This window comes from Allosphingosinicella sp., assembly GCF_036387215.1.
In the GTDB taxonomy this organism is placed as follows: domain Bacteria; phylum Pseudomonadota; class Alphaproteobacteria; order Sphingomonadales; family Sphingomonadaceae; genus Allosphingosinicella.
Genome location: NZ_DASVUE010000303.1, coordinates 1 through 11,441, shown reverse-complemented (window position 1 = coordinate 11,441; position 11,441 = coordinate 1). Strand labels below are relative to the sequence as shown.

11 protein-coding genes are annotated in these 11,441 nt (G+C 67.3%); 8 read left to right on the top strand and 3 right to left on the bottom strand.

From position 1 onward, the window contains the following. The 5 genes from VF662_RS12315 to VF662_RS12295 all read left to right on the top strand — a co-directional run. Positions 1 to 424: cell division protein FtsX (locus tag VF662_RS12315; RefSeq protein ID WP_464141598.1), on the top strand; the 424-nt coding region annotated here is incomplete at its 5' end. After that, entirely contained in the window at positions 421 to 951 is a 531-nt protein-coding gene (locus tag VF662_RS12310) for a YdcF family protein (protein WP_464141596.1), read from the top strand. The genes VF662_RS12315 and VF662_RS12310, both read left to right, overlap by 4 nt. After that, a complete protein-coding gene (locus tag VF662_RS12305) occupies positions 951 to 1,643 on the top strand; it encodes a lysophospholipid acyltransferase family protein (protein WP_464141594.1) in 693 nt (230 codons plus the stop codon). Before VF662_RS12310 ends, VF662_RS12305 begins: the two co-directional genes overlap by 1 nt. Beyond that, positions 1,640 to 2,707, top strand: a complete 1,068-nt coding sequence (locus tag VF662_RS12300; RefSeq protein ID WP_464141592.1) for a beta-N-acetylglucosaminidase domain-containing protein — start codon at positions 1,640 to 1,642, stop codon at positions 2,705 to 2,707. The genes VF662_RS12305 and VF662_RS12300 overlap by 4 nt, the downstream gene beginning before the upstream one ends. Positions 2,708 to 2,830: 123 nt before the next feature. Then, positions 2,831 to 3,589 carry a trypsin-like serine peptidase gene (locus VF662_RS12295; RefSeq protein WP_464141590.1) on the top strand — a complete coding sequence of 253 codons (759 nt, stop codon included), beginning with the start codon at positions 2,831 to 2,833 and terminating at the stop codon, positions 3,587 to 3,589. Between the two features lie 3 nt (positions 3,590 to 3,592). Here the strand turns inward: VF662_RS12295 and pheT are convergent, their stop codons facing one another. Together pheT and pheS are read right to left on the bottom strand one after the other, a co-directional pair. Further along, entirely contained in the window at positions 3,593 to 5,968 is a 2,376-nt protein-coding gene (gene pheT / locus VF662_RS12290) for a phenylalanine--tRNA ligase subunit beta (protein ID WP_464141588.1), read from the bottom strand. A 154-nt stretch (positions 5,969 to 6,122) separates the two neighbouring features. Next, complete coding sequence (gene pheS, locus VF662_RS12285) at positions 6,123 to 7,202, bottom strand: phenylalanine--tRNA ligase subunit alpha (RefSeq protein WP_464141586.1); 1,080 nt, start codon at positions 7,200 to 7,202, stop codon at positions 6,123 to 6,125. Between the two features lie 91 nt (positions 7,203 to 7,293). Here pheS and VF662_RS12280 point away from each other — a divergent pair, with 91 nt between their 5' ends. Further along, positions 7,294 to 8,226, top strand: coding sequence for a DUF5996 family protein (locus VF662_RS12280; protein WP_464141582.1), 933 nt, complete (start codon positions 7,294 to 7,296; stop codon positions 8,224 to 8,226). Here VF662_RS12280 and VF662_RS12275 read toward each other — a convergent pair. Then, on the bottom strand, positions 8,223 to 9,632 hold the full coding sequence (locus VF662_RS12275; RefSeq protein WP_464141579.1) for a helix-turn-helix domain-containing protein: 1,410 nt from the start codon (positions 9,630 to 9,632) through the stop codon (positions 8,223 to 8,225). The genes VF662_RS12280 and VF662_RS12275 overlap by 4 nt on opposite strands. A gap of 130 nt (positions 9,633 to 9,762) precedes the next feature. On the opposite strand from VF662_RS12275, the gene aceA reads away from it, so the two are divergent. Together aceA and VF662_RS12265 are read left to right on the top strand one after the other, a co-directional pair. Then, positions 9,763 to 11,049 (top strand): isocitrate lyase, encoded by a 1,287-nt coding sequence (aceA, locus tag VF662_RS12270; RefSeq protein ID WP_464141577.1) that lies wholly within the window; start codon positions 9,763 to 9,765, stop codon positions 11,047 to 11,049. A gap of 12 nt (positions 11,050 to 11,061) precedes the next feature. Beyond that, complete coding sequence (locus VF662_RS12265; RefSeq protein WP_464141575.1) at positions 11,062 to 11,259, top strand: DUF4170 domain-containing protein; 198 nt, start codon at positions 11,062 to 11,064, stop codon at positions 11,257 to 11,259. Positions 11,260 to 11,441: the final 182 nt, after the last annotated feature.

Genomic DNA, 11,441 nt, shown 5'->3' with positions numbered 1-11,441 from the left:
GCTGGCGCCGCTCGCCAAGCTCATCCAGGCGCTGAAGTGGCTGGCGGGCGGGCTCGTGCTGCTGATGGTGGGAGCGACGGCCGCGACCGTGGTGCTCGCCGCGCGGGCGGCGCTCGACACGCATCGTGGCACGATCGAGGTGCTCCACCTGATGGGCGCGACCGACGTCCAGGTTGCCAGGCTGTTCCAGCGCCGGATCGCGCTCGACGCCCTCTTCGGCGGCGCGCTCGGCCTGTCCGCAGCCTCGCTGGTGCTCGTCCTCATCGGCAACCGCGTCGGAGCGCTCGGATCGGAGCTGCTCGGATCCGCCGGGCTCCCGGCCGCGAGCTGGGCGATCCTGGTCGCGCTCCCGGTCGCGGGCGTATTCCTCGCGATGCTGGTTGCGCGCGCCACCATCCTCCGCGCATTGGGTCGGCTTCTGTGATTTCGCGCACTCTCTCCTTCCTGATCCTGCTCTACGCGCTCGGTTATGCATCGTTTGCGGTGCTTTTGCCCAAGGCGGGCGACGAGCGGACCACCGACGGCATCGTCGTCCTCACCGGCGGCGCCAAGCGGCTCGAGCGCGGGCTCGATCTCCTGGAGCAGGGCAAGGCGCGGCGGATGCTGATTTCGGGCGTCGCCCGGACCGTCCGTCCGCGTGAGCTCGCCGCGCGCTACGGCAAGAACCAGGATCTGTTCGAATGCTGCATCGATCTCGGGCGGGAGGCAGTGGATACCCGCTCCAATGCCGAAGAGACGACGCGCTGGCTGAAGAAGCAGAAGTTCAAGACAGTCCGGCTCGTCACCACCGACTGGCACATGCCGAGGGCCGGGTTCGAGCTCGCCCGCCAGGCCGGCGACGCCGTGAACGTCTATCCGGACGCGATTCAGTCTAAACCCCGCTTCGCCACCCTCTTCACCGAGTATAACAAATATCTTCTTCGCCGCGCGGCGGTGATCGTCGGCATCTGATGAACGCGCTCCGATCGGCGCTGTTCGCACTCGCTTTCTACCCGATGAGCGTGGTCGCGGTGCTGCTGGCCTTGCCGGCGGCGGTGCTCGGGCGGCGGCCCTTGTTCGCGATGGTTCATTTCTGGGTGTGGTGGCACCGCTGGTGCGCGGAGCTCATCCTCGGCATCCGAACCCGCGTCGAGGGCGAAATGCCGACGGGGCCGGTGCTGGTCGCGGGCAAGCACCAGTCGATGTACGAGACGCTTGAGGTGGTGCGGCTGCTGAACGATCCCGCGGTGGTGCTGAAGCGGGAGCTTGCGGACCTTCCCGGCTGGGGCAGGGTGGCGCAGCTCTACGGAATGATTCCCGTCGACCGCGACGGCGGCGCTCCGGCGCTCCGGCGGATGCTCGCCGCCGCGCAGGCCGTGCTCGCCCAGCACCGGCCGATCGTCATCTTCCCCGAAGGCACGCGCGTGATGCCGGGCGAACAGCCGCCCCTGCAGCCGGGCTTCGCCGGGCTCTACAAGGCGCTCGGAGTGCCGGTGGTCCCGCTCGCGCTCGACAGCGGCGTCGTCTGGCCGCGGCGCAGCTGGGTGAAGCGGCCCGGAACCGTGACCTTCCGCTTCGGCGAGCCGATCCCGCCCGGCCTTCCGCGCAAGGAGACGGAGGCCCGGGTCCACACGGCCATCAACGCGCTGGACGATGCGGCGTGACCCCCGAGCTCGGCATCATCGAGGGCTTTTTCGGCCGCCCGTGGAGCTGGGAAGCACGTGCGCAGGTGGTCCGCTTCCTCGCGCCGCATGGCTACGGCTTCTTCCTCTATGCGCCCAAGGCCGACCCCTTCCTGCGTCGCCGATGGCGGGAGCCGCACCCGGAGGCTGAGCTGGCGGCGATCGCGCGCCTCGCAGCGCAGTGCCGCGACGCCGCAGTCCGCTTCGGAGTCGGGCTTACCCCGTTCGAGCTTCATCTTGCGCCGGAGGGGGATTGGCGGGGCGCGCTTCGGGCGAAGCTGGACACCCTCTCCGGCATCGGGATCGACGATCTCGCAATCCTGTTCGACGACATGAGGGGCGACGTCGAAGGCCTCGCTGGGATCCAGGCGGAGATCGTGGACTTCGCCGCCTCGCGGGGGATCGCGTCGCGCCTGCTCTGCTGCCCGAGCTATTATTCCGACGATCCGGTGCTCGACCGCGCCTTCGGACGGCGGCCGGAGGGATATCTGGAGACGCTCGGGCGGCTGCTCGATCCGGCGGTGGAGATCATGTGGACGGGCGAGGAGGTCTGCTCACGCGAATTCTCGCCCGGCCATCTCGAGCGGGTCGCGGAGACGATCCGGCGGCGGCCGTTCCTGTGGGATAATTATCCGGTGAACGACGGCGCGATCATGTCCCAGCATCTCCACCTCCGCGCCTTTACCGGCCGACCGGCGGCAATCGGCCCGCTCGTCGCCGCCCACGGCATCAACACGGCCTCGCAGCCGCTGCTGAGCCTGATCCCGGCGCTGACCCTGGCCGCGAGCTACGAGCAAGGCACCGATTATCGCTACGGTGCCGCCTTTCGGGCGGCGGCGACGGCGGTCTGCGGCGAGGATCTGGCAAGGCGGCTGGAGGCGGACTTGCTGAGCTTCCAGGATCGGGGGCTGGACCGGATATCCAATGATCGCCGTGCCGAGCTCCAGGGGATTTACGCCGCCTTCGCCCATCCCGCCGCCGAGGAGGTCATCGCCTGGCTGGACGGCGCCTATTCGAGCAGCGGTGAGGACGTCCAGACGCAGTGATCGGGGCACTCCGTCCGCAACTATTCGGGCGGCAACGCGCGATGATCCGAAGGCTGTCACCAGTGCTTTGTCTCTTCCGGCAAACGTGCAATGATCCAGGCATCATCAGAGCGGAGGACGGCGATGAGCGACGAGAAGATGCCACCACTCGGTCACGTTTTTGGGAATGAAGACAGAGTCAAAGTTGCAAAGACCAAGGTCGCGCCCTTCGCCTATATTTGCTATCTCGAAACGTACATGGAGGGGGAGACGAAGGTAAGTGGCCGAGGGACAGGGTTCCTCATCAGCCCTACTTGCATCGTCACCTGCGGGCATGTCCTGTACAGGCGGGACGCCCCTCAGAAGAACAAATGGGTTGCCCGGGTGGATATCGCGCCAGCCTTCGACGGCCGCAACGCCCCGTTTGGAAGCCGGAATGTTCCCGCGACGCAGAACAGCCTGGTAGTGATAAAGTCCTTTATCGATTCGAACAAACCGGCGATTTGGCGTCAGAACGATATCGGCGCGATCATTCTGCCGCGAAGACTCGCCTTCGAGATCAGCGGCAACATGATCGGGCTCGCTGAGATGAGCAGTGGGATCCAGGGTCGAGAGTTCATGATCCCGGGTTATTCCGGAGACAAGAACGGCGAGATGTGGGCGGCGAAGGGTAAGGTAATCGAACGCGATCAAGACTTCCTGCGCCACGAGATCGACGTCACTGAAGGAGCCAGCGGAGCGCCGCTGCTCGCGCTGAAGCAGGATGGAACTCCCGGCAACGTCGCATATGGGATTCACTCGGCAGAGCTGAAGGTTCCGCAGAAAGCTAATGCGGCCATCGCGTTTACTGCCGCCAATCAAGCAACGATCATGGATTGGGCCGGAAAGGTGAATCCAGACTAAACTCTATGTGCGGAGGGTAGCTCCAAGTTTCGCGGCCGCAGCGACGATGCGCGAGGAGATCGCTTCGAGTTCTTCCTGCCCGAAGCTCTTTTCTCCCGGCTGGAGAGTCACCTCGACCGCAAGCGACTTCTGCCCGTCGGGCACGCCCTGCCCGGTGAAGACGTCGAACAGGCTGACGCCGGTGATCGCCGCCTTGTCGGCGCCGCGCACCGCGCGGAGCAGCTGGTCGGCATTGAGGCCGGCGGGCACCAGGAAAGCGAAATCGCGAGTGACCGCCTGCAGCGCCGGCGGACGATAGGCCTCGCGCATCCGCGCGGCGCCGCGCTTCTGCGGGATCGCGTCGAGGAAGATTTCCGCTGCAACCACGGGGCCGTCGAGGTCGAACGCCTTCAGGGTCGACGGGTGGAGCTCTCCGAATTCGGCGAGCGCATTCTTGGGGCCGAGCGACAGCCGGGCCGAGCGGCCCGGGTGATAGACGCCGGAAGCGCCGGCAAGCGCCTGGAGATTGTCCACGGGCGCTCCGGCGGCGGCGAGGATCGCCATCGCCTCGGCCTTGGCATCATAGGCATCGAACCCCTCGGCCTTGCCGCTCCGCCAGTGCCGCGGCGAGCGGTCGCCGGAAAGGACGAGGCCGAGCGTCGGCCGCTCCGTGTCGCCGAGATAGCGTCGGCCGATCTCAAACAGGCGAACGCTCGTTGCCCCGCGCGCGATGTTGCGGCGGGCGGCGGCGAGCAGGCCCGGGAGGAGCGAGGGCCGCATCGCCTTCATCTCCTCGCTGATCGGGTTGGAGAGGATCCAGGCGCTGCCGCCGAACGGCGCCGCTTCGGCTTCGGAGATGAAGCTCCACGTCACCGCCTCGTTGAGCCCGCGCGCGGCGGCGGTGCGGCGGACCCGGCGTTCGAGCAGCTGCTCTGCGGTCGCCGTCGGCCGTGCGACGCCGGGGGCACGGTCGAGCGGCGTCGAGGGCACCGCGTCCAGCCCTTCGATCCGGATCACCTCCTCGACGATGTCGGCCGATCCGATGACGTCACGACGCCACGAAGGGACTCTGATTTCCCAGGTATCTCCGCCGCTTACGCCGAAGCCGAGCCGCTGAAGGATGTTGCGCTGGAGCTCCTCCGGCACGTCTACCCCGGCAAGCTCCGCCGTCCGCCGGGGCCGGTATTGAACCGTCCGGTCGAGCGCCGGCGGAGTCCCTGCGCGGATTGCCTCCGACGGCTCCCCGCCTGCAAGATCCACCGCCATCCGGGTCGCGAGCTGAAGGCCAGTTTCGAGAAATTCCGGATCCACGCCGCGCTCGAAGCGGGTGCGCGCGTCGGAGGTGAGCGCGAGCTTCTGCCCGGTGCGGGCGATATGCTCCGGATCGAAATAGGCGCACTCGATCAGGATGTCGGTGGTCGCCTCGGTGACGCCGGCATGCTCGCCGCCCATGATACCGCCAATATCGTGCACGCCCGTATCATCGGCGATCACCGTCATCGTCTCATCGAGAGCGTAGGTCTTGCCGTTCAGCGCAAGCACCTCTTCGCCGGCCTTCGCGCGGCGGGCGACGAGGGCGCCCTGGAGCTTCGCCAGGTCGTAGACGTGAAGCGGGCGCCCGTAGCTCAGCATGATGTAGTTGGTCATGTCGACGAGCGCGCTGATCGGGCGCTGGCCGACGGCCTTCAGCCGCTGCTGGAGCCAGGCGGGCGAAGCGCCGTTACGGACGCCGCGGACGACGCGGCCGTAGAAAGCGGGGCAGCCTTGCGGATCGTCGGTGCGGATCTCGATCGGCGGGGCGAACGAGCCTGCGATCTCCTCCACCTCGATCGGCTTCAGAGTGCCGAGGCCGGCGGCGGCGAGATCGCGGGCGATTCCATAGACGCCCATCGCATCCTGCCGGTTGGGCGTGATCGCGACGTCGATCACCGGATCGTCGAGGCCAGCCCATTCCGCATAACGCGCTCCCACCGGCGCGTCCTCGGGAAGGGAGATGATGCCGTCATGCTCGTCGCCCAGCTCCAGCTCGCGGATCGAGCACATCATCCCGCGGCTTTCTACGCCTCGGATTGCCGCCACCTTCAGCGTCAGATCGCTCCCCGGCACGTAGGCGCCGGGAGCTCCGAACACGCCGAGCATGCCGGCCCGCGCATTTGGAGCCCCGCAGACCACCTGGATCGCCTCGCCGGTACCCGCATCGACGCTCAGCACCTGGAGCTTATCCGCCTGCGGGTGGCGCTCGGCGGTGAGCACGCGGGCGATTGTGAAGGGTGCAAGCTTCTCGGCGGGGTTTTCGACGCCCTCGACCTCGAGGCCGATGGCAGTGAGCTTCTCGAGGATCTGCTCGAGGCTTGCATCCGTCTCCAGATGCTCCCTCAGCCAGGAAAGCGTGAATTTCATAGGAGTGTTCCTCCCCTCCCGGAAAGGGAGGGGTCAGGGGTGGGTGCGGCTGAGGCGTGTCGATCCCGGCGAAGACGCTGGGGAGCGGCAGGGCGACGCTTCGCGCCGCACCCACCCCCGGCCCCTCCCTTCCAGGGAGGGGAGATGAGCCGCTTCATGCGCCCACTCCTCCGCTGAGCGTCGGCACATCGAGCGCTGCGAAGCCGTAATGCTTCAGCCAGCGTATATCGCCGTCGAAGAAGGCGCGGAGGTCGTCCATGCCGTATTTAAGCATCGCCAGCCGGTCGATGCCGCAGCCGAAGGCGAAGCCCTGCCACTCCTCGGGATCGAGCCCGCAGGCCTCGATCACTTTCGGATGCACCATTCCTGAGCCCAGGAGCTCCATCCACTTGTCGGAGCCGCCGAGCACCCGGCGCCCGTCCTGCACCGTGTAGCCGACGTCCACCTCCGCCGAAGGCTCGGTGAAGGGGAAGTAGCTCGGCCGCAGGCGAAGCACGATGTCGTCGCGCTCGAAATAGGCCTTGAGGAAGGTCTCGAGCGTCCATTTGAGGTGCCCGAGATGGATGCCGCGGTCGATCACCAGCCCCTCCACCTGATGGAACATCGGCGTGTGCGTGGCATCGCTGTCCGAACGATAGGTGCGGCCGGGAGCGATGATGTAGATTGGCGGCTTCCGGTTCACCATCGTCCGGATCTGCACCGGCGAGGTGTGCGTGCGGAGCAGCATCTTCCGCCCATCCGCGTCCGTGCGGTCGAAGTAGAAGGTGTCGTGCATCGCCCGCGCCGGATGGCTTTCGGGAATGTTGAGGGCGGTGAAGTTGTGCCAGTCGTCCTCGATCTCGGGGCCGGTGGCGACCGAGAAGCCCATGTCGGCGAAGATCTCGGCGAGCTCGTCCATCACCTGCGAAACCGGGTGCACCGTCCCCTGCGGACCCGCCCGCACTGGCAGGGTCATGTCGAGCATCTCGGTGGCGAGCTTCCGCTCCAGCTCGGCCGCCTCCAGCGCCGCCTTCCGGGATGCGATGGCGGCGGTCACCTGTTCCCGGAGCCCGTGGATACGCGGCCCTTCGGCCTGGCGCTGCTCGGGCGTCATGCTCCCAAGCGTCTTCAGGAGCTGCGTCACCGCGCCCTGCTTGCCGAGCGCCGAAACGCGCTCCGCCTCGAGCGCGCCGAGGTCGCCCGCCGCCTCGATGCGGCCGAGGATGTCGCTGCTCATGCTTTCCAGATCGGACATGGCCGGGCTCCTAGACGAAAGGGGCGCGGAAATGAAACCCTCGGGATCCGGCGAATCGGTGGCATAAGCAGGCTCAAAGGGGGAGGCGGACATGGCCACATCGGACTGGCCGGAGCTGAGCGAGGCGCGGGACGGGCCGACGATCGCGGCGCTGCACGTCTTCTCCCAGGTGGCGGGGAAGGTCGCAGTGGCGGCTCTGCCGTGGCGGAACCACGGCTGGCATGCGACGCTGCACATGACGCCGCGGGGGTTCCGGACGGAGCCGATCCACCTGGGCGGCGGCACGTTCGAGCTCGCCTTCGATCTGATCGGGCACCGGCTGCTGCTCGAAGGCGGCGCCGGCGGAGAGGTGCCGATCCGGCGGATGTCGGTCGCCGAGTTCCACGCCGAGGCGATGGCGATGCTGAAGCAGGCGGGGATCGAGCTTGCGATCCATGGGCGCCCCAATGAGGTGGAGCCGCCGCTTCCCTTCGAAGAGGATCGGGAGCCGCGCGCCTATGACCGGGATAGCGCCGAGCGGCTGCACCGCGCGCTGCTCAACGCTGATCGGCTGTTCCGCCTGTTCCGCTCCTCCTTTCTAGGCAAGGTGAGCCCCGTGCACCTCTTCTGGGGCGCCCTCGACCTCGCCGTGACCCGCTTCTCCGGCCGCCCGGCGCCGCTCCACCCCGGCGGAATCCCGCATCTGCCCGACGCAGTGACGCGCGAAGCCTATAGCCACGAAGTGTCGAGCGCCGGCTTCTGGCCGGGCGGCGCGAACGGCGGCACGCCGCTTTTCTATTCCTATGCCTATCCGGCGCCGGAGGGCTTCGCCGGAGCCGAGGTGCGGCCGGAGAGCGCCCGCTACGACGAGGCGCTTGGCGAGTTCGTGCTCGAATACGAAGCGGTGCGCACCAGCGACGATCCCGACGCGGCGGTGCTCGCGTTCCTCGAAAGCACCTACGCCGCCGCGGCGGACCTGGGAGGATGGGACCGGGCGGCGCTCGACTGCCCCATCGGCCAGCTGCGCGTTCCGCGGGCGGTCTAGCCGCCGAGGAAGGGGTAGGGCGAGATCGTCTTCTGCATCTCGTTGACCATCAGTGTGCGGCCGGCGGGCGCCGCGGCGCGCTGGGGGCAGCGGATGCGGGGGCAGATGGAGCAGGCGGGGCCGATCGGGGTCACATAGGGCTCGGAGAGGTCGAGCCCGTCCGCATAGACGATCTTCGGCGCGTGCTTGACGTCGCAGCCGAGGCCGATCGCGAGCTGCGAGGATTCTCGCGGATCGAGGCGAACGGCGCGGTCCACCGTTCGGCCGATGGTGAAGAATCGCTGCCCGTCCGGCGTCTCCACGATCTGCGTGGCAACCCGGCCCGGCGTCTGGAAGGTCGCGTGGAGGTTCCAGCGCGGGCAGGTGCCGCCGAAGCGGGAGAAGGGGAAGCTCTCGCCCGCAAAGCGCTTCGAGATGTTCCCCGCCGCATCGACGCGCAGCATGAAGAAGGGAATGCCGCGCGCGCCGGAGCGGCCGAGCGTCGTCAGCCGGTGCGCCACCTGTTCGACGCTTGCGCCGAATTCCGCGCAGAGCCGGTCGATGTCGTAGCGGTGGCGCTCGGCGGCGGCGAGGAAGTCCGCATAGGGCATCAGGATCGCGCCCGCCGCGTAATTGGCGAGCGACATGTGGAGGAGGCGCCGCGTCGGCACGTCGGGCGGTGCGGCGCTCTCCAGCATCCGCGCGATGAGCGGGCGGAACTCGAACAAGGCAAGCTGGTAGGCGGTGCCGAAGGTGCGGCTTTCGGAGCGCAGAAGCGAGGAGAGCATCAGCCGCTTGCGGTGATAATCGTAATGCTGGCTGGCAAAATCGAGCAATTCAGGCGGAACGATGCGGGTCTCGACGCCGAAGCCCTCTTTCAGCCGCCTGGCGAGCCCGGCGGGCACCGCCGAGCGGTCCCCGAGCGCTCCGGCGAGAGTCTCCGCCGCCTCCTCGAGGTAGCCGAAATAGTTGCGCTGGGCCTGGATATGATCGCGGACCCAGCTTTCGGGCGTCACATGGGTGGCCTCCTCGTCCGGATTAGCTCCCTGCGGCGCCTGCCGACGCTCGACCAGCGCCGTGTAGAGCCGCGAGATCGCGTCGGCGACCGAGGGCGCGTTGTCGGCCACTTCGAGCAATTCGTAGCGCGGGACGCCGATGTCGCTGAACATCGGATCGGCGAAGATCTCGGCCAAATCCTCGGTGCCGGTGCCTTCGCCCTCGGCGGTGAAGCTTTTGAGGTCGATGTCGTAGGATCGGGCGAGGCGGAGCAGCACCTGCGCGGTGAGCGGGCGCTGGTTTCGCTCGAGATGGTTGAGGTAGCTGGGGCTCATGCCGAGCTCGGCCGCCATCGCGCTCTGGTTGATGCCCAGCTCTCGCCTCAGGCGGCGGAGACGTCCTCCAAGGTATAATTTTCGCTCGGCAGCCACGTCTGTGATATTGTCAAAGATTCACAGAAGTCGCAAGTCGCGTTGTGACACGGCGACCCTTTTCGCCGCTCCCCTAGCCTCCCTTTCGTCGTTCACTGCTCAAGAACCAGAACGAAAGGGTGAGCCTTCAATGAGCGACTTCAGCGAATTCGTCCCAGCAACAGCGGACCGCTTCGACGGCATCAGGCGCCCTTACGACGCGGCCGAGGTGGAGCGGCTGCGCGGCTCGGTTCCGATCGAGCATACGCTCGCCAGGCGCGGCGCGAACCGGCTGTGGGAGCTGCTGAAGAGCGAGGATTATGTGAACGCGCTCGGCGCTCTCTCGGGCAACCAGGCGATGCAGATGGTCCGCGCGGGCCTGAAGGCGATCTACTTGAGCGGCTGGCAGGTGGCGGCAGACGCCAACACGGCCGGCGCCATGTATCCCGATCAGTCGCTCTACCCCGCCAATGCCGGGCCGGAGCTGTGTCGCAAGATCAACCGCACGCTGCAGCGCGCCGACCAGATCGAGCATGCCGAGGGCGGCGCGGAGCGGGACTGGTTCGTTCCGATCGTCGCCGATGCCGAGGCGGGCTTCGGCGGGCCGTTGAACTGCTTCGAGATCATGAAAGCCTATATCGAAGCGGGCGCCGCGGGCGTTCACTTCGAGGACCAGCTCGCTTCCGAGAAGAAGTGCGGTCACCTCGGGGGCAAGGTGCTGATCCCCACCCAGGCGCACATCCGCAACCTCGACGCGGCGCGGCTTGCGGCCGACGTGTGCGGCGTCCCCACCGTGCTGATCGCCCGCACCGACGCGGAGAGCGCCAAGCTGATCACCTCGGATGTCGACGAGCGCGACCATGAGTTCCTCACCGGCGAGCGGACGCCCGAGGGCTTCTTTCGCCTGAAGGAAGGCACCGGCGTCGATCATTGCATCAAGCGCGGCATCGCCTTTGCGGAGCATGCGGACCTCCTCTGGTGGGAGACGAGTCATCCGAACCTCGACGACGCCAAACGCTTCGCCGAGGCGGTGCAGAAGGCGCATCCGGGCAAGATGATGGCATACAATTGCTCGCCCTCGTTCAACTGGGAGGCGAAGCTCGACAAGGAAACGATCGCCAAATTCCAGCGCGAGCTCGGCGCGATGGGCTACAAGTTCCAGTTCGTGACTTTGGCGGGCTTCCACCAGCTCAACCACGGCATGTTCGAACTCGCCCGCGGCTACAAGGACCGCGGCATGGCGGCCTATTCCGAGCTCCAGCAGGCCGAGTTCGCGAGCGAGGCGGCGGGCTACACCGCAACCCGCCACCAGCGCGAGGTCGGTACAGGCTATTTCGACCTGGTCGCCCAGACCGTGTCGGGCGGCGAGGCATCCACCACCGCGCTCGCCGAATCGACCGAGGCCGACCAGTTCATCACCGCCGTCGCTGCGGAATAGAGGAGACCGACCATGACCAGACGCTATTGGGTGATCGGGGGAGAATATGAGGATCCGGATTTCAGCGCGCTCATCCCGGGCACGGAGAAGATGGCCGGACCCTTTGAGTGCGAAGCCAAGGCGCGCACCGAATGGACCCGCCTCACCTGCTGCCCCGAAGGCGGCACGGCGACCACCCGCTATTCGATAGCGAGTGAGACGATCCACTGACCCGAGGGATCGTTGAAAGCCGGCGGCGCCCCTCCCTCGCCGCCGGCTTTCTTGTGCCTGGGCCGCTTCAGGCATATCGTGCCGTTTCAGCCGCAGCTCCTTGCGGTCCCACGCATCTTGAAAGGTGGCACATGGCCTCTGCTGGACTGGCTGAACCCGCGCGCGCGACCCTCGACATCCCT